The sequence below is a fragment of the Marinomonas sp. MED121 genome (genome assembly GCF_000153025.1).
Lineage (GTDB): Bacteria > Pseudomonadota > Gammaproteobacteria > Pseudomonadales > Marinomonadaceae > Marinomonas.
Genome location: NZ_CH672435.1, coordinates 1 through 19,923, shown reverse-complemented (window position 1 = coordinate 19,923; position 19,923 = coordinate 1). Strand labels below are relative to the sequence as shown.

The 19,923-nt window shown below is 40.5% G+C and carries 19 protein-coding genes; 13 read left to right on the top strand and 6 right to left on the bottom strand.

Going from position 1 to position 19,923, the window contains the following annotated elements:
* Positions 1–76: 76 nt before the first annotated feature.
* Both MED121_RS22420 and MED121_RS22415 read left to right on the top strand, forming a co-directional pair.
* Positions 77–820: a DUF1499 domain-containing protein gene (locus MED121_RS22420; protein ID WP_036181702.1), complete on the top strand. Its 744-nt coding sequence runs from the start codon at positions 77–79 to the stop codon at positions 818–820.
* A 117-nt stretch (positions 821–937) separates the two neighbouring features.
* The gene (locus tag MED121_RS22415) at positions 938–1,558 is read left to right on the top strand and encodes a TetR/AcrR family transcriptional regulator (protein ID WP_009836101.1); all 621 of its coding nucleotides are present in this window, start codon (positions 938–940) and stop codon (positions 1,556–1,558) included.
* 36 nt (positions 1,559–1,594) lie between these two features.
* Here the strand turns inward: MED121_RS22415 and MED121_RS22410 are convergent, their stop codons facing one another.
* Complete coding sequence (locus tag MED121_RS22410; RefSeq protein WP_009836100.1) at positions 1,595–3,370, bottom strand: DEAD/DEAH box helicase; 1,776 nt, start codon at positions 3,368–3,370, stop codon at positions 1,595–1,597.
* A gap of 157 nt (positions 3,371–3,527) precedes the next feature.
* Here MED121_RS22410 and MED121_RS22405 point away from each other — a divergent pair, with 157 nt between their 5' ends.
* The 3 genes from MED121_RS22405 to MED121_RS22395 all read left to right on the top strand — a co-directional run bounded on the left by MED121_RS22405 (position 3,528) and on the right by MED121_RS22395 (position 7,461).
* Positions 3,528–4,190, top strand: a complete 663-nt coding sequence (locus MED121_RS22405; RefSeq protein WP_009836099.1) for a 2OG-Fe(II) oxygenase — start codon at positions 3,528–3,530, stop codon at positions 4,188–4,190.
* A 157-nt stretch (positions 4,191–4,347) separates the two neighbouring features.
* Positions 4,348–5,391, top strand: a complete 1,044-nt coding sequence (locus MED121_RS22400) for a rhodanese-related sulfurtransferase (RefSeq protein WP_009836098.1) — start codon at positions 4,348–4,350, stop codon at positions 5,389–5,391.
* Between the two features lie 360 nt (positions 5,392–5,751).
* Positions 5,752–7,461 carry a family 14 glycosylhydrolase gene (locus tag MED121_RS22395; protein ID WP_116371696.1) on the top strand — a complete coding sequence of 570 codons (1,710 nt, stop codon included), beginning with the start codon at positions 5,752–5,754 and terminating at the stop codon, positions 7,459–7,461.
* A 139-nt stretch (positions 7,462–7,600) separates the two neighbouring features.
* On the opposite strand, the gene MED121_RS22390 is transcribed toward MED121_RS22395, so the two are convergent.
* Positions 7,601–8,464 (bottom strand): urea transporter, encoded by an 864-nt coding sequence (locus tag MED121_RS22390; protein ID WP_083789442.1) that lies wholly within the window; start codon positions 8,462–8,464, stop codon positions 7,601–7,603.
* 260 nt (positions 8,465–8,724) lie between these two features.
* Here MED121_RS22390 and MED121_RS22385 point away from each other — a divergent pair, with 260 nt between their 5' ends.
* Complete coding sequence (locus MED121_RS22385; RefSeq protein WP_009836095.1) at positions 8,725–9,261, top strand: DUF924 family protein; 537 nt, start codon at positions 8,725–8,727, stop codon at positions 9,259–9,261.
* Here the strand turns inward: MED121_RS22385 and MED121_RS22380 are convergent.
* Complete coding sequence (locus MED121_RS22380; protein ID WP_009836094.1) at positions 9,258–10,013, bottom strand: transporter substrate-binding domain-containing protein; 756 nt, start codon at positions 10,011–10,013, stop codon at positions 9,258–9,260. The two genes, MED121_RS22385 and MED121_RS22380, sit on opposite strands and share 4 nt — an antisense overlap.
* A gap of 192 nt (positions 10,014–10,205) precedes the next feature.
* Between MED121_RS22380 and MED121_RS22375 the strand changes: the two genes are divergently transcribed.
* The 4 genes from MED121_RS22375 (at position 10,206) to MED121_RS22360 (ending at position 13,956) form a co-directional block, all read left to right on the top strand.
* The gene (locus MED121_RS22375; protein ID WP_009836093.1) at positions 10,206–11,084 is read left to right on the top strand and encodes a LysR family transcriptional regulator; all 879 of its coding nucleotides are present in this window, start codon (positions 10,206–10,208) and stop codon (positions 11,082–11,084) included.
* A 57-nt stretch (positions 11,085–11,141) separates the two neighbouring features.
* Complete coding sequence (gene lhgO, locus MED121_RS22370; RefSeq protein ID WP_009836092.1) at positions 11,142–12,383, top strand: L-2-hydroxyglutarate oxidase; 1,242 nt, start codon at positions 11,142–11,144, stop codon at positions 12,381–12,383.
* Between the two features lie 130 nt (positions 12,384–12,513).
* Entirely contained in the window at positions 12,514–13,263 is a 750-nt protein-coding gene (locus MED121_RS22365; protein WP_036181699.1) for a transporter substrate-binding domain-containing protein, read from the top strand.
* 111 nt (positions 13,264–13,374) lie between these two features.
* Positions 13,375–13,956: a pesticin C-terminus-like muramidase gene (locus MED121_RS22360; RefSeq protein ID WP_009836090.1), complete on the top strand. Its 582-nt coding sequence runs from the start codon at positions 13,375–13,377 to the stop codon at positions 13,954–13,956.
* A gap of 67 nt (positions 13,957–14,023) precedes the next feature.
* Here MED121_RS22360 and MED121_RS22355 read toward each other — a convergent pair whose 3' ends face one another.
* Positions 14,024–14,740 carry an SGNH/GDSL hydrolase family protein gene (locus tag MED121_RS22355; RefSeq protein WP_009836089.1) on the bottom strand — a complete coding sequence of 239 codons (717 nt, stop codon included), beginning with the start codon at positions 14,738–14,740 and terminating at the stop codon, positions 14,024–14,026.
* 169 nt (positions 14,741–14,909) lie between these two features.
* On the opposite strand from MED121_RS22355, the gene MED121_RS22350 reads away from it, so the two are divergent.
* Positions 14,910–15,809: a DNA ligase gene (locus MED121_RS22350; RefSeq protein WP_009836088.1), complete on the top strand. Its 900-nt coding sequence runs from the start codon at positions 14,910–14,912 to the stop codon at positions 15,807–15,809.
* A 72-nt stretch (positions 15,810–15,881) separates the two neighbouring features.
* On the opposite strand, the gene MED121_RS22345 is transcribed toward MED121_RS22350, so the two are convergent.
* Both MED121_RS22345 and gorA read right to left on the bottom strand, forming a co-directional pair.
* Positions 15,882–17,129, bottom strand: coding sequence for an MFS transporter (locus tag MED121_RS22345; RefSeq protein WP_009836087.1), 1,248 nt, complete (start codon positions 17,127–17,129; stop codon positions 15,882–15,884).
* Between the two features lie 235 nt (positions 17,130–17,364).
* Entirely contained in the window at positions 17,365–18,735 is a 1,371-nt protein-coding gene (gorA, locus tag MED121_RS22340; RefSeq protein ID WP_009836086.1) for a glutathione-disulfide reductase, read from the bottom strand.
* Positions 18,736–18,765: 30 nt separating this feature from the next.
* Between gorA and MED121_RS24505 the strand changes: the two genes are divergently transcribed.
* A complete protein-coding gene (locus MED121_RS24505; RefSeq protein WP_009836085.1) occupies positions 18,766–18,912 on the top strand; it encodes a hypothetical protein in 147 nt (48 codons plus the stop codon).
* 25 nt (positions 18,913–18,937) lie between these two features.
* Positions 18,938–19,762: an exodeoxyribonuclease III gene (xthA, locus tag MED121_RS22335; RefSeq protein ID WP_009836084.1), complete on the top strand. Its 825-nt coding sequence runs from the start codon at positions 18,938–18,940 to the stop codon at positions 19,760–19,762.
* Positions 19,763–19,923 lie beyond the last annotated feature (161 nt).

Below are 19,923 nucleotides of genomic sequence, written 5' to 3'. Positions count from 1 at the left end.
GAATCGCTTTCCCCCCTCTGTTTTCTCGCCTCTCGCCACGCTATTGTGTTTTTAAATAATAATATTTGAGTTAGATATGCAACGTTTTATACCAATTACACTATATGGATTAATTATACTGGCAGGGTCAATGGCGTTTGTCTCTATTGCTGGTGTAAGAGTAGGATTGCTCGAACCTGTAGTTGGCTTCATCTTAATTAAAAAAACCGTTTTAGCATCGATTTTTCTTTTCTTCTTTGCCATTTTTGCCTATTGGCAGTGTCGTCGAATTAGTAACAAAGAAAGGTTGTGTTTTTTAAGTGCCTGTATTCTTTTTTCGGGTTTATATTCTGCCATTTGGCTTGGCTTCTATATCCCTAAAATGGATCTTCCTAAGATCAATGATGTCACTACTGATACCGAAACGCCCCCAGCTTTTATTACCATGAGTAGCTTTAGACATGCGGGTGATAATGACATTAGCTACCCTAAAGAATATGCCCAGATACAAAAACAAAGTTACCCTCAGATTAAGCCTTATATTAGTGACCTTTCAACCAGTTTAGTGTTCAGGCAGGTTGTCGATTTGGTTAAACAACAAGGTTGGCAAATTGTTTCTTTATACCCAAGTGCAGGGGTCATCGAAGCAACGGCGACGACTCCGGTATTTTGGTTTTTAGACGATGTTGTTGTTAGAGTGCGCATGGTTGATAACAAAACCCGCGTTGATATGAGGTCTACATCTCGTATTGGTAATCATGACTTTGGTAAAAACGCCCATCGTATTGAAAAGTTCATGAAGCAGTTAACCTTAAATATTGATGAACTCGATGAGACATAGGGGTTAACCTCTATTTCATTTCACCTGCTTATTAAGCCTTAACTATGAAGTGAATTATGGCTTTTATCAGCAAATCCTTTAAAATAATGGGCATTATCTCCTCTCTTAGGTTGTGTCATGTCAGCGAAGACAAAAATGCCCAATTCTCGCCAGCAGCAAAAAGCGAATACCCGATCAAAGCTTAAGCAAGTCGCGAAGGCATCCTTTTTAAAACAAGGAATAGAAGCCACAAACACCCGTGCAATCAGTGCTCAGGCAGAGGTTGCCGTGGGAACCTTCTTTGCCCACTTTCCTGATAAAATGACCTTAATTAAAGAAATTTTCTTTGATGAAATGGATGCTTCGCTACATCAATCTGCCAATGAGTTAAGCGCCACACCTAAACCTCATCCTTGTGATTTTTTATATCACTATTCGCATAACCTGTTTGATTTCTATCTTGAATATCGTGAGTTTACACTATTGGTGCTGGGGCAAAGTTTATTACAAAAAGGCTTTTTTCAGACTCAATTACAGGTATTGACCCAAGGTGTGATGCAACGATTTGATGCGGTTGGCGTGGATGAAACCTCATCACGTATTTTTGCCGAGAATATGGTGGCAAACTTTCAACAGGTTCTATTGGATATGCTGGCAAGTCAAGCAGAGACTAAAACTGCCTGGCTAACTCGCTTATTACAACTTAACAGGCCATTTGAGCATATGTATCAAACGGCCGAAGAGCGTTTTAAAGGCTAAGTTAAATCGCTAGTCAGCGTGATAGTGGCTCTAGCGTTAAGCTTTTTCATTATGAGATAGCTGGTTGGCTTTGCGATAAGCGCCTTGGTAGTCAAATAGCCTTTGTGTCACTTTCCAATAATGCTGTGATTTTCTCGCAATGACAAAATCAGGGTGAGGCAAATAAGGTAAAAATGGCGTAATCTCCTTTGCTTGGCTTATGGTGACTTGGGTGATGCCTGAGGCGATACGTTTGACAAACTCTTGTTGAAAGGATTTTCTTCTTGCTGGGTTATTGAGTTTAAAGTTTTCTGTCAGTTCATTGCCATCTTCATCGAAATAACGCACAAAGACGGTATTTTCTTTTTCGTTTAATTCAACTTTAATGCCTGCGCAACGAATAACTTTCGCGTCTTTTAGGTTCAATGCTTTTTTTAGCAATTCGTCTGGATCAATAATGTCACTGTGGCAGGTTTGGCACACTCTGGCAGCAATGTCATTTTCACCGTCACAATGTGGGCAGCTTTTAAATTTAAAGCGATAGTCGCAAGCTTCTTCACCATCAGGCGTTTCAGCGAGTCCATGGCAACGACGGCCATAATGTTCAATAAGTTGACCTTCTTCGTCTGTTTTACCCCAAAACGTATTTTGAAAGCCACATTGAGGGCATTCTACCATGACAGCTTCGCTATCTTTATTTGGCTTTTTCTCGCCCACTTCTGGGGCAAATAGATCATAGCCGTTACCCGCATAATCCAGAATTAAACAGCTTTCTTTACCTTCATCTAACCGCAGGCCACGGCCCACAATTTGTTGATAAAGACTAATGGATTGAGTGGGTCTTAATACGGCTATCATGTCCACATGGGGCGCATCAAACCCGGTCGTTAACACGGATACATTAACCAGAAAACGATAACGCTTTTGTTTAAAATCTTGGATGATTTGATCTCTGTCACCATGACTGGTGGCACCGGTAATTAACGCGGCAGATTCAGCTGACAGATAACCCATTATCTCATTTGCATGCTTTACGGTGGCGGCAAAGATCATTACACCAGTACGCTTTTTTGCTAACTCAATTACTTGCTCTAAAATGGCCTGAGTTACTCTTGGGTATTGACCAATTAAATGGTTTAAATCCTTTTCACTGGCATTGCCAAAAGCATTGGTTTCAAGTGCACTAAAATCGTAGTTAGCGATAGTGGCGTCATGGACTGTCGGTGGTGTGAGAAAACCATGTTTGATCATATAACGCAGCGGCAACTCGTAAATACACTTTTTAAAGACGGTCTCTTTTTGGCTGCGATTAAATCCATGGTAGTGATTTTGATAAATCCAACCAAAGCCAAGTCGAAAGGGGGTGGCTGTGAGACCTAAAGTTTTAATATCTGGGTTAACTTGGCTTAAATGAGCCAATATTTTTTGATACTGGCTGTCTTCATCCATGGCAACCCTATGACACTCATCAATGACTAATAGGCTAATTGGGTCTTTAAAGTCATTAAGGTTTGGTAAAACGGATTGCACACTGGCAAAGGTAACTTGATGATCTAAAGACTTTTGCTTTAACCCCGCTGAATATATCCCAGCAGAACGTCCTGTGAGACAAAATTTGGCATGGTTTTGCTCAACCAGCTCTTTCACATGGGTAAGGCAAAGTACTCGACCTCGGGCAATATTGGCAAGTTCGGCGATAACTAAGCTTTTACCTGCACCTGTTGGTAAAACGATAACCGCAGGGTCTTGAGTTTGCCTGAAATGAGACAAGGTAGCATTGACTGCATCTTGTTGATAATCCCTTAATATATAGGGTTTGATAGGGTCTGACATCGCTGTAATCTTAAACTTGGGTATATTCTTTTTTATTAAGTGTCATTACTTGATGTTAGCCTAGATTGAAATCAAGGTTTGTCGCTCTACAAGTAAGAGGGTTTCGCGTATTATGCGCCTTCACTGGATTCTAACCTAATGTATTTTTGGAATATTTATGCAATTTGATGCTGATATCACGGGCTTTTTTCAAGCCGAAGCTTTGACCCAATTGATTGAAGATATTCGCTTACAAGGGTATAGCATTCAGGATAACTTGCTTGATGAGAACTTAGTAAACAGATTACAAAACGAAGTTGAATCCCTTGATGTTAGCCAAATGAAGCTTGCTGGCGTTGGTCGTAAGCAAGACTATCAACAAGAGCAGGATTCAAGACGTGATTATATCTGTTGGTTAGAAGACTCACACTCTGCTGGTCGTGACTTTATTCAGGCAATGGATCTGCTTAAGCAGATTTTAAACCGTCAATTCATGTTAGGTTTGTTTGACTATGAATCCCACTATGCTCGTTATCAAGCGGGTGGATATTATGAAAAGCACCTTGATGCATTTACAGGGAAAAGCAATCGCGTACTGTCCACCGTGCTTTACCTTAACGACAACTGGCAAGCAGAAGATGCGGGTGAGTTTGTATTATTTGATGAGCATGACCACACTAAAGAAGTAGGTCGTTATTTACCTCAAAAAGGCCGTTTAGCGGTATTCTTAAGTGAAGACTTTCCTCATCAGGTCATCCCTGCGAATCGTCAAAGACACAGTATCGCAGGTTGGTTTCGCATTAATAATTCAGTGTCTGGTGTTATCGATCCTACTCACTAAGATTGGCCTTATCTAGTTTTGAGAAAAGGGCATTTAGACATAAAAAATTCCGATAAAAACGCCTATTAAACTCGAATTCTTTGACGAATATCACTATAATGCGCGCCTTAATTTTAACTGCTCTGGTTTTACGTTCCAGACCGCATTGGAGTGATACATGTCTCAATCTACTCGTACTAATACCCCAACAGCAAATACAGAACAGGTTGTTGTCTGTGCTTTATACAAGTTTGTTACCTTAAAAAATTATGTTGAGCTAAGGGAGCCTTTATTAGCTTGTCTTACTGACAATGAGGTACGTGGTACCTTGTTATTAGCAGAAGAAGGGATTAACGGAACTGTCGCAGGTAGCCGTGCTGGTATTGATGCCATGTTGGCTTGGTTAGATCAACAACCGGGTCTTGAAAACATTGTCTCGAAAGAATCTTATGATGAGGCGATGCCGTTTTACCGTACCAAGGTAAAATTGAAAAAAGAAATCGTTACCATGGGTGTTGAAGGCATAGATCCAAAAGAAGTAGTGGGTACTTATGTGAAACCAAAAGATTGGAATGCATTAATTTCTGACCCTGATGTGGTTTTGGTGGATACGCGTAATGACTATGAAGTCCAAATCGGTACCTTTAAAAATGCGGTAAACCCTAAAACCGATACCTTCCGCGAGTTCCCTGCTTATGTTGAAGAAAACATGGATCCGGGCAAACAAAAGAAAGTGGCTATGTTTTGTACCGGTGGTATTCGTTGTGAAAAATCCACCGCTTATATGAAAGAGCAGGGCTTTGAAGAGGTTTACCACTTAGAAGGCGGTATTCTTAAGTACCTAGAAGAAGTGCCAAAAGAAGAGACACTTTGGGAAGGTGACTGCTTTGTTTTTGATAACCGTGTTTCTGTGAATCACGATCTTGAAAAAGGTGAATATGACCAGTGTCACGCTTGTCGTATGCCCATTACCAAAGAAGAACAAGAAGATGAGCGTTTCCAACAAGGCGTGAGCTGCCACCATTGCTTTGATAAGTACACGGATGCACAACGTCAGCGCTTTATCGAACGTGAGCGTCAAGTACAGTTAGCTAAAGAACGTGGCGAAGAGCATATCGGTGCAGAAGTTTGTGATGCTGTGATGAAACACCGTCAAGAAAAGCAGGATGATAAAGAACGTCAGCGCCTGCTAAGAGAAAAAAGACAAGCAACAAAGGCGTAATTTCAGTTAATTGAAATTAGGTTCATGGTAAAAGCCAGTATGAAGTATCTTCATACTGGCTTTTTTTATGTTTGAAATATTATTGTTAAGTTAATTTTAAGTTGCTGATCGTTGCTTGAGTATTTAAAGGCTTCTTCTAATAAGTGCAATTAAAACAATAGTTTGTTGCATTTTGGTTTTCGTTTTGGCTAAGGGTTTGAATGGATGCTTAAAAATAGCTTTTGAGATAAAGGATTAAGGGGAAATTGAGTTCGTTTATGGCTTGAGCTAAGGAAAATGTCAAAACTATACTGTTTCGCACCTTAAGAGGGCAGTATGCCAAGCAGAGCCCATAACAATAAAATTTTATAGGGAATGAAAATGAAAAAACAAATCGCGCTATTAACCACGCTCACCAGTGCCTGTTTTTATCCTTTGGTGTTAGAGGCAAATCAAGCGAAAACAGTGAACGTGATGGCTCCATTAGAAATGACTAATGAGGCTGCTTGGAATACCTTTCAAAACCAGCTTTATACCGCTAAAAATATGGGCATAGATGCGGTTTCTGTGGATGTTTGGTGGGGTAAGGTAGAAGCTGCTGGCGATCAAAACTTTGATTGGACCTATTATGACAAGGTGGTTGAAAAGCTAGAAAATGCGTCTATGCATTGGGTGCCTATTATTAGCATGCACCAATGTGGTGGCAATGTGGGAGATGACTGTAATATCCCATTACCCAATTGGATTTGGACTGCCTATGGTTCAGTGAATCAAAATGACCTTAAGTATCTAAGTGAGCAGGGTAACTACTCCCAAGAAACGGTTTCCCTTTGGGCAGATGATCTTGTATTACCTCAATATCAGCAGTTTTTAGAAGCGTTCGAAGCACAATATGCCAGTAAAGCGAGCATGATAGACGAAGTGAATATCTCAATGGGACCTGCTGGTGAGCTGAGATATCCTTCTTATAATAGTCATGATACGGGAACTGGCTATCCCACTAGAGGCGCTTTCCAAGCGTATGGGACTCGAGCGGTAACAGACTTTCAAAACTGGAGCATGGCGAGATATCAAAACCTGGCGGGTATAAACCAAGCCTGGTCATTATCTTTGACCAATATTAATCAGGTGGTTCCCCCTTCAAATGCGGAATTTTTTATTAACCAAGGGGATCAGTTTAATACCCAATATGGTAAAGACTTTATCCGTTGGTATCACGAGAGTTTGGTTGCACATGGCAAACGTATGATGGATATGGCCATTAGCAGCTTGGATGGAGCCCTTAACAATGTTGAATTAGGGTTTAAAATCCCAGGCATTCATTGGAAAATGGGAATTACTGATAATACTCGCCGATCAGCAGAAATGGCTGCTGGCTTGATCCCTTCTGATATCGATCTAACAAGTCGTAATACAGCCCATGGTTATGAAACCATCTTATCCTTGGTAGAAAGTTATAAAGCAAACCCTAGGTCAGTGATATTACATTTCACCGCATTAGAAATGGATAACCAAAACTATGCGCCACAATATAGCTTGGCTAAAGATTTAGTCTTTTGGGTGGCAGAAGGCGCGGCAGATAAAGGCGTGGTGATTAAAGGCGAAAATGCTCTGGCTGGTGGTGTTGCCACACAAACAGGCTGGAATAATATTGAAAATGCGTTTCGTTATGCCAGTTACGAGGGTATGACGGTATTACGTATTGGCGATGTGACTAATGGCGGCACAGGTCAATCTCGATACAGTCAGTTCATCACAGATTTTAAGGCAGATACGGGTACGACAGATCAAGCCTTCATCAGCTTTAGTTGCAATAATGCTTCAACCTATTTAGGTCAGAGTGTGTATGTTGTCGGTGATATTGCTGCTTTGGGTAATTGGCAAATAAGCCAAGCGATAAAGCTGGATGCAGCGAATTATCCTAATTGGCAAGCCAGTATTTCAGTGCCAGCGAATACCCAGGTGCAATGGAAATGCGTTAAACGAGAGGAACAAGATGCCAGTGCTGGGGTTGAATGGCAAGCGGGTGCTAACAATCAAGTTACTTCAGGAAACTTAGGTCAAACAGTACAATCGAGTGGTAGTTTTTAAATGCTCATATAAAGCTTTTAGCGTTATTTGAGCGTCAGAGGGAAAGTCGTTTGATGAGGCGTCACTTTCCCTTTTCTATTCCCCCTTTGCTATTCTCCCTTTGCTATTCATCATTTGAAATTTTTTATTTATATGGGCTTTAAAGCGTAAACTGAGGAAAGATAGGCCTATAAAGCATTTTTAACCAGTGAATTATCCATATGGTCATGACAAATGGGGCGGTTAAAGCAGGTAAGCTTAAGAGGCTAAAGCCATGGGTGATTAACACACTCATTAAAGAACCTAAGGTGATCATCATAAGCTTAGATTGACACTTCTCCACCAATACAATGCAAACCAGAACCGCATTATAGCTATACAAGCCTTGTGCTATACCTGCTTGCTCTAAACCGAAACTTAAAGCAAAAAACACACTTAAACCCGAGGCGAAAACGGCCCAGATAGCCATTCTAAAAGAGTGTATGGTGATAGCCATCAAGCATAATAGGCTGGCGAAAACGTTATCAAGAAAGATAACTTGTCCTAAGCCTTTAAAGGTGGTGAAGGGGCTAAATGCTATAGCTTGTTCACTGGTTAATGCATTGACAGGGACAAGGTTTAGATAAGGGTTTAAAAGGATGACTAACCAGGTAGCAAGAATATAAGGGCTCGTATAAGGTGGGATTTTTTGTCCTAAAATAGCAGTTATTCTATGGGTAATAAGCGTGGTAAAAATACTGGCAAGTACAATGAGAATACAAGCTGTCGGTGTGACTTCATAAAAGGTCAGAATCGCCATGCCAAGTAAAGCAGGGTTATAGCCAAATAAACCTAAATCAATTTTATGCTTATCTAATTTCATCAAGCTTGCTGTGATCACACCTGTCGTTGCCCCTAAAAGGCAACCCAGAAGTAAGCTTGGCGAAAACACCCCAAGTGTGATGGCTATTACGACACCAATAACAGGATTACTCAGTAAAAAGATTTGGCTAAGCCCATGTAAGTATGACACCGAATACCGCATGCTTGCCTTTATCCTCTTACTGATACGAGACGCTGTTAATCATTCGGGCATGCTAACTGAAAACTAACTGAATAATAAGTATCTTGATTGTTAAATATGAAATAAAAGTTTCACATCTTGGTTTTTAGAATAATGGGTACACACTTGTCTAAGTTAGATAGTCTTAGTTAACTTGTCTAAGTTAAATTGTCTTAGTTAGACAGTATTAGATAGGCTTTATTAATTAAAAAAGCGCGATATAACAAGAAGAGGACAAAGGCATGAGTTACCAGTCAGTATTGGATTTTTGGTTCAAAGAGTTGTCTGCAAATCAATGGTTTGCCAAAGATGACGATTTAGATAAAGACATTAGTGAGCGCTTTTCAAAGCTACATTATCAAGCCAGTTTGGGTGAATTAAGCCATTGGCGCAATGAGCCAAAATCAGCCTTGGCAGAAATTATACTGTTGGATCAATTCTCTCGAAATATGTTTCGAGGAACACCTCAATCATTTGCCTTTGACAGCTTGGCCTTGGTATTAGCGCAAGAAGCGATCAGGCGAGGGGATTATAAGGTTTATGATGCCATTGAGTTTGATTTTATGATGATGCCTTTTATGCACAGTGAGTCTGTTTTAGTGCATGAAGAAGGTCGCCCTTACTTTGAATTATCCAATAATGACAATATGAAAGCCTATGAGCAAAAGCACTTAGACATCATTAATATGTTTGGTCGTTACCCACACAGAAATGAAATTTTGGGCCGAATATCAAGCCAAGAAGAGTTGGACTTTTTAACTGAAAACCCGGGTTTTTAAAGCCCCCATTTATTTATGATGTCTGCATAAGCTTGGGTTTTCTTGAATTGCGCTAATGTATCTCTAAGGTTGTTAATAAGGGCATCAGAGGTTTTGGGGCTCGCTGCAAGGTAATAACCTTCTTGTGAAATCTCATCTAATTTAAAGACGTTTTGAATCCAGTTGTCAGGCTCATCACCAGATGAGGTAACGACATGATTCATAACGGCATTTGGCATAGGCCAAAGGTCTATTCGACCTTGCTTTAACTGCTCATAATGTTGTTGATAGGTATTTTCACCACTGAGCCGCTTAAAACTCTTCGGGTCAAAACCTTTTGTTATCAAGAATGTCTCTCTAGCGTCTTTATAGGTGGTGCCTATGGAAAAAGACTGCATATCTTCTAGCTTATTAAGTTTAATGTCGGTCCGGCTTTTAAGGGCAAACACAGATTGGTTCGCAGGGACTAAAACGCCAACCCATTTGAATAATTTCTCTCTGTCTTTACGTCGACTAATTGAAAAGATGAAGCCATTTTCTTTATATTGGCTGATATGCATAGAGCGAGCCCAAGGAAAGCTCTTTATTTCATAATCTTGCTTGGCTATTTGCATGATAGCCTCAACCACCTCAGTAGAAGCGCCAATAAACTTGCCTTTTTCTGTGTAGTTAAAGGGCGGGAATTCTTCACTATAAAGGGTGAGCGAGGCAGCCGTTAGATGAGGGATTAAGATGCTTAGCAAGAAGGCAAAACACAACTTGTTAATTAACATAAGTTTCCTCAGTAAATGATAAAGGATAGGAATCATTTATCAGCTTAGCAGGCTTCATCAAATTTAAAGCGTCCACGAATACAGCAAAAGTTTAATTTGTTATTATTATCTGAATTTATGAACAAGGCATTACATTCTATTCTGGGGCTTATAACAGCAGCTTGATAAGGTGGGTTTGATCGTGGTGAGTCTATGAATATTAATGATATGTTAGTGTTTGCTGAAGTGGTGGCCAAAGGAGGCTTTACGGCAGCAGGCGAATCCTTGAATAAACCTAAGTCAAATATTAGCCGTACGGTAACTCGTTTAGAAGAAAGCCTAGGTGTCATCCTTTTACAAAGAACAACGCGAAAGCACACTTTAACGGAAGTAGGGCAGATTTATTATCAGCATTGCTTGCGAATTAAAGAGGAGTTGGAGTCTGCAAATCATTCACTTGAAACCTTGAATCAAGTACCTAGAGGGCTTTTAAGGGTCAGTGCTTCTGTCTCTGTCGGGCAAAACCTGATTGCGCCATTATTAACTGGATTTATGCAAGCTTACCCCGAAGTGAAACTTGATTTGCGTCTGATTAATCGACGTGTTGATGCGATTGAAGAAAACTTTGATATTTTGATTCGGGTTGGTGAGCTTGCAGACTCAAATTTGGTGGCCAGTCCTTTGTGTGACCGACGTTTAAACTATTATGCTGCTCCGACTTACTTTGTTAACAGAGCCAGACCCTGCTCTGATTTGAGTAATTTATCTGATTTTAATCTGCTACATATGAAGAGTTTAAATGCACCTGCTCAATGGCACTTTGAAAGTGATAATACTCAAAAAGTCATTCATTTTAACCCAAGTTTTGAATCAGATGATTTTAGTGTGATCAGACAGATGTTATTAGACGGCTACGGTATTGGTTTATTGCCAGATTATATGGCGGATGCTTATGTCAAAGAAGGAAGATTAGAGCCTGTTTTAAACGCCTGGCAGGGGCCTAAAGTGGCTTTACATTCTTTGGTACCAAGCCGCAGAGGGATTACGCCAAAAGTCAGGGCGTTTTTAGATTACATAAAAGAGCGCGTTTAGACTGACACAATTTTCTAAGCACGCTTAAGCCTAATATTGAACGATAGAGCATAAAATATGAACCAAATTGAAACCCCAATCTATGATATTTGTATTTTAGGTGGCGGCATTGTTGGGCTATCAACGGCTTGGCAGCTGCAACAAGCTTATCCTGATAAAAAAATAGCCCTGATCGAAAAAGAAGCTGAATTTGGTTTGCATCAAACTGGCCATAATAGTGGTGTGATACATGCTGGTGTGTATTATCAGCCAGGTAGTTTAAAGGCTAAATTTTGTAAGGAAGGGGCGGCTTTAACCAAAACTTTTTGTCGTAAACACCATATTGATTTTGATGAGTGCGGTAAGTTGCTGGTTGCCAATAATCAAACGGAGCTGACTCGTTTAAAAGCATTAGAAACACGGTGTCAGGAAAACAAAATCAATACCCAATGGTTAGATGAGGCAGCATTATTTGAACAAGAGCCTAATGTTAAGGGGCTGGCAGCGATTTTGGTAAAAGAAACAGGCATTGTTAATTATCAGAAAATTTGCGACAAGTTGGCTGACTTGTTTCGTCAATTAGGGGGTGAATTACTGACCTCGAGTGAAGTCGTAAGGCTTAATGAGAGTGAGACAGAAATTTGTATCGGTATTAAGCATCGCAGCAAAGCAAAAGACGAAAATATTAAGTCGCGCTTTTTAATCGCCTGCACTGGCTTAATGGCAGATAGAACAACCAAGATGTTGGGCATTAAAACTGATTTTCAGATTATTCCTTTTCGCGGTGAATATTATCGTTTGAATAAAAAGCATAATGGCATTGTTAATCATCTTATTTACCCAGTACCCGACCCAGATCTGCCCTTTTTAGGGGTTCACTTAACGCGCATGATTGATGGTAGTGTGACGGTTGGTCCTAATGCGGTGCAAGGCTGGAAGCGAGAAGGTTATGGCAAGATTAATTTCAGCCTAAAAGATACAGGGCAAATGTTATGCTTTGCGGGTTTTTGGCGTCTCTTGTCACAACATTTTGTCACCGGATTGAAAGAAACACGTAATTCTTGGTTTAAGTCAGGTTATTTACAAGAAGTCCATAAATACTGCGATCACATTAAACTGCAAGACTTAGACGCTTATCCCGCTGGTATAAGAGCACAGGCTGTTATGCGAGATGGAAGCTTGGTGCATGATTTTTTATTTGCACAATCTAAACGATCTTTACATGTGTGTAATGCACCATCACCTGCGGCAACGTCAGCTTTTCCAATTGGTAAGTATATTATTGAAAAGCTTGATGAAATTATGACTGAACGGGAATAAGTCTAGAAACAGAGTGTCAGTTTTATGAGGTGGGTTTTGTTTTATTGGGTATTAAGCGACTTCCCATTCATTGACTTATTAAGGGTATGGCCTTCTATAATAAAGAGGTGTCTTTGTAGAGGGTTAATATGTGTTTAAGTCTTTGTTACTAAGCATCCCCTTGCTTTTTAGTATTTCTGCTATGTCTGCAGAGACGCTGGTTATCTCCTATTTACATGGCACACCGAATTCTTTTCTTGGCAAAGAGCTGCTGAAACACATTTATGCTCATGCGGGAATTCCTGTACGATTTGAAAAATATACCTCTGCTTTGTCTTTACGATTATCAAGTCAGGGCAAAATCGATGGTGAAACACATCGAATCTATAGCCTAGCAAGTGCCTTTCCTACATTGATTCGTGTTCCTACCGCTTTCTCATATGTGGCGCCTACGGCGTTTGTTAATATCCATGGCGGTATTGGTTTTAGGGTTGATGGTTGGCAGTCCTTGGAGCCCTATCGTGTTGGGGCTGTACAGGGGATGCGGTTTGCTGAACTAGGCTTAAAACCCAGAATGCATACGGTAGAAACCGTGAATAGCAGTGATCAACTGTTGCGTATGCTAAAGTCTCAACGAATTGATATTGCCGTTACTGGAAAAATTAACGGCTTGTATCATATCAATACCCTAGGGTTAACTGATATTGCATTTTTATCACCCGCAATTGAGAGTGATGAGTTGTTTCATTACCTTCATCAAAAGCATCGTGCTTTGGTGCCAATTTTAGATAAAACCATTCAAGCCATGATTGCTTCGGGGGAGTTGAAGCAATTAAGGCAAAAACTCACCAAATTGATCATAGAAGGTGACGTTGAAATCAACTCACCAGCAAATAAATAATGGTCTTGTTTCCGTTCTATTTATAACGCTTTGTTTTTCATGGATTTGTCATAGTTTAAATTCGGCTATCAGGCTTTACTCAGGTTTTTGCTAATTCCTGAGGAAAGCCTTATGTCTGATAATACAAAAGAGCAACTTAAAATAAACTTCCACTTCATCTCCTTTTTAGAAGGATCAAGTTGTAAAGGTTATGTTCCAGATCCAGAGAATAGCCGATCTGGCGTAACCATAGCGTCGGGCTTTGATATTGGCCAACGTTCCGAGAAAGAACTTAGCCAAGCCTTTAATCAAGACTTGTGTCACAAGCTTCTACCTTATGCCAATAAAACGAAGCAAAGTGCTTGTGAGGCTTTATCTGCACAACCTTTGAGCATTAGCCAAGAAGAGGCGAATCAAATTAATATCTATAGTCATGGTGATGCTCAAACTAAGCTGATAAACGAGTGGAAAAGAGCCGATGCCTATTGTGCTTTTGGCGCTTTATCACAAGAGTGTCAAACCGTAGTGGCGTCAGTAGCCTTTCAGTATGGGTCTTTATCTGTTCGTACACCTAACTTTTGGCATCAGGTGACGACAGGTGATTGGCAAGGAGCCTATGAAAACTTACGTCAGTTTGGCGATAAGTACCCGAGTCGACGCAATAAAGAAGCAGACTTATTAGCGGCTTGGCTGCAGGGGCAGCTCAATAACTAAGTGGCTAGCTAATTAAATAGCTAATAAATAAGGACGCCCATAAGGTATTTTACGTTTAGACGGATACCTATATGTGTTTGGCAATACCCAAACTGATTTGTTCAGCCCAAATTTGGTAACCCGCTTGATTTGGATGGTAACCATCAATTGCCATCCACTTTTTTTGGATGGGTAAGTGAGCTTCAATAAAGTGCCAATGAAAGGACAAACAAAGGGTCTTAAGCTCAGTGTCGAGTAATTGAGATCGGATCGCTAAAAACTGATTTAAAGGAAAAGGCAAGGCGGGAAAGTTAGCCATGTTAGGCACTTGTGTAAAAAATACCTTGGTATGCGGGCCAGCGAAGCGCTTTACGCATTGTTTAATCTGTACCCCCCACTCTTTAATCGAAGTAAAGTGGCTGGTGTCATTCACACCTATGGTGATGAGCAGAATATCTGGCTCAAGAAAACAGGCTTTAAGCTGATTTAATTGTGAAAGTGTTGCACCATTTTGAGCAAGCACTTGCCAGCTGATGCTTGTTTGAGTGATTTGATTAAGCTTGTTTATCACTCCCTGGGTTAAGCCTTGTTTTAACTCAGTCACACCGACACCCGCTACAGTACTTTCACCTATGTGCAACAAACTAAGCTGGCTATCTGGTGTATTAAAAATCGTATTTCCTTGGGCGATAGGTAGCTGGATCGCTGATGCTTTTGTCCTCTTTGCTTGAGTGAGAAGGAGGGGTAAAACAGGGATAAAACAAATGAGCTGAATAAGATATGTTACTTTTGTTACAAGTCTCACTGAAAATCCTTATCACTAATGAGTAAAATCTGCGTTTCTTAAAAAACCTAACTATTTATCTCTACTTTTACCTAATGCAATGACAAGGAGTCGTGTACACTTTCTTGGTCAGCTAGGAAGGCAGACACACACTTTATCTGAATTATGAAGTTAATGACAAGGAGTCCTTATGTTGCTTAGAGTAGCGATTAATGTGCGTGATATTCATTTGCATAAATTAATGATGTCGAAATTTGTTTACCCGTTTTTATGTTTAGTTTTCTTTTCCGCAAATCTTAAAGCTGAACTCCCTGTCCAGCTTGTAAGTGTCTATCAATCTAATATAGATGTCTCTGATTACCTCATTAGTGAAAAGTTTGATGGTGTACGTGCAATTTGGAAAGACGGCAAATTACTGACTAAAAATGGTAACCCTATCCATGCCCCAGACTGGTTTATTCAAGCGTTACCTGATGTTTGGTTAGATGGTGAGTTGTGGTCTAAGCGTCAAGATTTTGAGTTTGTTGCCTCAACCGTGCTCAGTAAGAAAAGTGATACTCAAGCATGGCGTAAAGTCCAATATAAAGTATTTGATATGCCAAACTACCAGTCTCCCTTTGTTGATCGGGCTAAGGCCTATACTGAGTTACTAAATGCTTTAAATGTAGATTTTATCCAGCCCATAGAGCAATTTACCTTAAGGGATAATGATGCTCTCAGTGAGATGTTAAAGCGTTATTCCAATGCCGGTGCAGAAGGGCTCATTTTACATCGAAAAGAAGCGAAATTTGCCTCTGGTAGAAGTGATAACCTGCTGAAATTAAAACCTTATCAAGAAGCAAAAGCCAAGGTAAAAGCTTACTTGCCAGGTAAGGGGAAATACCTAGGTATGATAGGCGCGATTGAAGTTGCTTGGTATTCGGTTGAACTTGAGCAAGAGGTTCGTTTTAAAATTGGTTCTGGTTTGACAGATGATGAGAGGCGTTATCCGCCAGAGATTGGTAGCCTGATTCGTTTTAAGTATCATGGCTTAACTAAAAATAAGATCCCAAGGTTTGCAAGTTATATCGGCTTAGTTAGACCTCAGTAATGGCGATGCCCATGGGTTTTCAAGTTAAAACTCATGGGCATTTAACATCATTATTCGAAGGCGACTGACATATCAAGATGATGGTCTGGTCTGTGCCATTTTTTGAGCGCCATAATAAATGCCAATAATGGCTAATACACAGAGTAAGCAGATCACAAATAAACTGACTTTAGCTTGTTGGCTTAATAACCAGCCTCCTACTAAAAGACCCGCTGCAAAGCCAATAGAATAAAGCGAAGCAGCGCCAAAATAACTGCCTTTTAGGTGTGCAGGGGCAAGACGGTCAATCTGCACACTCAAGGTCGGAAATGCGATCACTTCTCCCATACTTAAAAATAGCGTGCCAAGCACCCAGCCATAGGCATAATCTTCCGGTGTGAAAATAAAGATTATCTGAGCCAGCCCCATTAAACCTACGCCTAAACGGGTTCTGAAAAAAACATTTTTCTTTTCTAATAAGGCCAAGAGGGGGAATTGAAGCAGGATAACGGTACAAGTATTCACCACCACAAGAATACCAATCCATTTAACCGCATCGTCTAAACCGCTTCTGGCTAACACTTGTGGAATAGAGGACTCAATATGGGAATAGACAAACATTAACAGTATGTTTGCAATCAAGAGGCCCATAAAAAGCTTGTCATTGGCGATGACCATAAATACTTTGCGAAAGCGTATAATGGATTCGTTGTTTGGGGGTAGGGTCACTTTACTAAACATAAAGCCGAGTCCCAGCATAAGCGCAAACACAAAGTAGGTCACACCAGTAACATAGAAAAGGGCTTGAGGTTGTGTAAGGGCTAAGCTGATGCCCAGAAGTGGTCCAATTGCGCCGCCAGCATTGAGAATGAAGTAGCGCATATTTAAGGCTAATTCTCTGTCTTTCTCAGATTCAAGATTATCACTGATGACTGCTTTGCCAGGTGCTTCAATCGTGGGTCTCATGAGGCCGGCAAATATCATTAAAGCAGCCAATTGCCAGAGTTCATTTGCCGCGCCTATGCCATAGTAGGTAAGGCCCGCCAAAATACAGCCAATTAGCATGATGAGTTTACGACCTAATTTGTCAGATAGATAACCAACATATAGACCAAAGACAGAAGAGACTGCGGCGGAGACGGCAAAGATCAAACCGATTTGAGCTTCACTGGCATGATAATCATCAAACAAAACAACAATCAGAAAAGGCCATGCCATAAAGTAGCTGGTTCGAGCTAAAAAGGTCCCAAATAAGATCAGCCAAACTATGGTGGGAAAGCGCTTAAGGCGTTCAAATTTAAACAGTGAATCTGACGTATTTGTGTGTGAAGTTGTGGTCATACTTGTATAAAAATACAAACATCAAAGCATAGGGAAAGCGTTTATATTCATCCTTAAAGTGTTAAACGAGGGTAGCTCGTTTGCCAATCTGGCATCCGTGAAAGCTTAAATAAAGTCGAAGGGTCTTAAGCAGTATGAAGGTTTGATACGTTATCTTAGTCAAAAGCGAGAGTCTAGTGATTAATGTAATCATCAGGGCGAGATTAAGCTGTCTCACCCTGATAAAAATGTTTGATTAGCGTTTTTTTAGGGAGCCTTCAGAAAAGGTCACAAATTCTTCAGCCGTAGAAGGGTGAACGCCAACGGTTGCATCAAAGTCAGCTTTGGTTGCACCCGCTTTTATCGCAATCCCTAAACCTTGAATAATCTCACCAGCATAGTCGCCAACCATGTGACAGCCAATGACTTTATCATTGCTGTTATCGACTAAAAGCTTGGTAAGACAACGAGCATCAGAGCCACTTAAGGTATGCTTCATGGCTCTGAAGTCCCCTTGATAAACTCTAAAATCAATACCACGAGCCTCTGCTTCCTGCTCACTTAGGCCAACGGTACCAATAGGTGGCTGACTGAATACCGCTGTTGGGATATTGTCATAGTCATAGTCCTCAGCGCTGCCTTCAAACCAATATTGGATAAGTGCCATGGCTTCACCAATGGCAACTGGGGTTAGCTGCACACGATTGATCACATCACCTAAAGCGAATACATTGGTGGTTGAGGTTTCGAAGTTTTTATTTACCTTAATAGCACCTTTATCCAATTCGATACCAGCGGCGTCTAAATTCAAGCCGTCAGTATAAGGAACACGGCCTGTGGCATAAAGAATCAAATCAAAGCTTTCTTCACGACCATCTTTAAAGGTAACGATACGAGCACCATCTGCTTGGCTAGCATCAGCCAAACGCAGACTTTGAATATCCGTGTTTAATCTTAGATCAACACCTGATTTGACATATTCATTGCTAGCAAAATCACGAACATCTTGGTCAAACCCCCTTAGGACTTGGTCGCCGCGATAAGCTAGGCTGGTATCAACACCAAAGCCATTTAGAATGCCCGCAAATTCAACCGCGATATAACCACCGCCAACGACTAGGGCTTTCTTAGGGAGCTTCTCTAGGTAAAACATTTCGTTTGAACTAACGGCAAGTTCAGCACCATCAATGGCAGGGATATAAGGTTTGGCGCCCACAGCAATCAGGATTTTCTCTGCTGTGTAAGTTTGACCATTGACTTCCACTGTGTGCGCATCAATAAACTTGGCGTAACCATTAATAATTTCGACGCCTGCTTTGGTAAGCATATTTAGATAAATGCCGTTTAGCCTTTCGATTTCTTTGGTCTTGTTATCCCTTAAGGTAGGCCAATCAAATGTCGCTTCTTGCTTTGACCAACCAAATCCTTGTGCTTCACTAAAGCCATGACCATATTCTGCGCCGTATACAAATAGCTTTTTTGGGACACAACCTATATTTACGCAAGTGCCGCCTAATGCGCTGGCTTCAGCGACTGCTACTTTATAGCCTTTGCCTGCTGCGATGCGGCTGGCTCTGACGCCACCTGACCCTGCTCCTATGACAAACAAGTCATACTGATAAGACATAATGTTAACTCCATGATAAGGCTGTAAATAATGTTTAAAAAGATTCTAACAGTGGTACTTGATTTATGCCAAAAGAAAGCCCCTATTAGTGTCATAGCGATTGGCTTTTATAGACAGGCTTTTTTACCTTTAGTTCCAAACTTAGCTTTTACTCAGCAGGCAAGCTGGGTATCATAATTATAACTTTACATTAGGACTCATTATGAAAATTGTTTCTTTTAACATTAATGGTTTAAGAGCGCGTCCCCATCAAATTGAAGAATTGGTAAAGCGCCAATCTCCCGATATTATTGGCCTGCAAGAAATTAAAGTTCATGATGAAATGTTTCCCCATGACATTCCGCAAAGCATTGGTTATCACGCCTATTATTATGGTCAAAAATCCCATTATGGTGTGGCTATCTTTTCTAAAGAAGAGGCAGTGAAGGTTGAGTATGGTTTTCCAAATGATGAGGAAGATGCTCAACGTCGCATGATAATCGCCACCTTTAATACGGATAAAGGGCCATTAAAGGTCATTAATGGCTACTTTCCCCAGGGTGAAAATATTGAACATGAGACTAAATTTCCTGCCAAGCAGAAATTCTATGCTGATCTAATGAACTATCTTGCTAACCATGTAGCGGATGAGCAGGTAATCGTGATGGGTGATATTAATATCTCTCCAACGGATCTGGATATCGGTATCGGACCTCAAAATGCAAAACGCTGGTTAAAAACAGGCAAATGTAGTTTTCAACCTATTGAGCGTGAGTGGTATGCCAAGTTAGAAGATTGGGGGCTGACGGATACTTATCGACAGTTAAACCCAGGTAAAACGGATAGATACTCTTGGTTTGATTATCGCTCAAAAGGCTTTGATGATGAGCCTAAACGCGGTTTAAGAATTGATGTCATTATGGCGTCTAATAACCTGTTACCTTTGCTACAAGATTCTGATGTCAATTACGATATTCGAGGCATGGAAAAACCTTCTGATCATGCGCCAATATGGTCTGATTTTGAGTTAGTGATTAAGTCAGTATAAATGGGTTTATAAGCGTCTAGCTGATTCGAATATGTGGGTCTGCTAGGGCTAAAATATCAATTGTAAAGAGAATGTAAAGGGCTCTAGCTTATCTAACATACAGGGTGTAACATGAAAGTTACAAAAAGTAACGGAATTGAGAGCCCTTATGTTAGCTACTA

What these genes read in the sequence shown, in the direction of transcription:
- MED121_RS22420 (WP_036181702.1), top strand. Translation starts at nt 77, where the DNA reads ATGCAACGTTTTATACCAATTACACTATATGGATTAATTATACTGGCA.
- MED121_RS22415 (WP_009836101.1), top strand. Translation starts at nt 938, where the DNA reads ATGTCAGCGAAGACAAAAATGCCCAATTCTCGCCAGCAGCAAAAAGCG.
- MED121_RS22410 (WP_009836100.1), bottom strand. Translation starts at nt 3,370, where the DNA reads ATGTCAGACCCTATCAAACCCTATATATTAAGGGATTATCAACAAGAT.
- MED121_RS22405 (WP_009836099.1), top strand. Translation starts at nt 3,528, where the DNA reads ATGCAATTTGATGCTGATATCACGGGCTTTTTTCAAGCCGAAGCTTTG.
- MED121_RS22400 (WP_009836098.1), top strand. Translation starts at nt 4,348, where the DNA reads ATGTCTCAATCTACTCGTACTAATACCCCAACAGCAAATACAGAACAG.
- MED121_RS22395 (WP_116371696.1), top strand. Translation starts at nt 5,752, where the DNA reads ATGAAAAAACAAATCGCGCTATTAACCACGCTCACCAGTGCCTGTTTT.
- MED121_RS22390 (WP_083789442.1), bottom strand. Translation starts at nt 8,464, where the DNA reads ATGCGGTATTCGGTGTCATACTTACATGGGCTTAGCCAAATCTTTTTA.
- MED121_RS22385 (WP_009836095.1), top strand. Translation starts at nt 8,725, where the DNA reads ATGAGTTACCAGTCAGTATTGGATTTTTGGTTCAAAGAGTTGTCTGCA.
- MED121_RS22380 (WP_009836094.1), bottom strand. Translation starts at nt 10,013, where the DNA reads ATGTTAATTAACAAGTTGTGTTTTGCCTTCTTGCTAAGCATCTTAATC.
- MED121_RS22375 (WP_009836093.1), top strand. Translation starts at nt 10,206, where the DNA reads ATGAATATTAATGATATGTTAGTGTTTGCTGAAGTGGTGGCCAAAGGA.
- lhgO (WP_009836092.1), top strand. Translation starts at nt 11,142, where the DNA reads ATGAACCAAATTGAAACCCCAATCTATGATATTTGTATTTTAGGTGGC.
- MED121_RS22360 (WP_009836090.1), top strand. Translation starts at nt 13,375, where the DNA reads ATGTCTGATAATACAAAAGAGCAACTTAAAATAAACTTCCACTTCATC.
- MED121_RS22350 (WP_009836088.1), top strand. Translation starts at nt 14,910, where the DNA reads ATGTTGCTTAGAGTAGCGATTAATGTGCGTGATATTCATTTGCATAAA.
- MED121_RS22345 (WP_009836087.1), bottom strand. Translation starts at nt 17,129, where the DNA reads ATGACCACAACTTCACACACAAATACGTCAGATTCACTGTTTAAATTT.
- gorA (WP_009836086.1), bottom strand. Translation starts at nt 18,735, where the DNA reads ATGTCTTATCAGTATGACTTGTTTGTCATAGGAGCAGGGTCAGGTGGC.
- MED121_RS24505 (WP_009836085.1), top strand. Translation starts at nt 18,766, where the DNA reads ATGTTTAAAAAGATTCTAACAGTGGTACTTGATTTATGCCAAAAGAAA.
- xthA (WP_009836084.1), top strand. Translation starts at nt 18,938, where the DNA reads ATGAAAATTGTTTCTTTTAACATTAATGGTTTAAGAGCGCGTCCCCAT.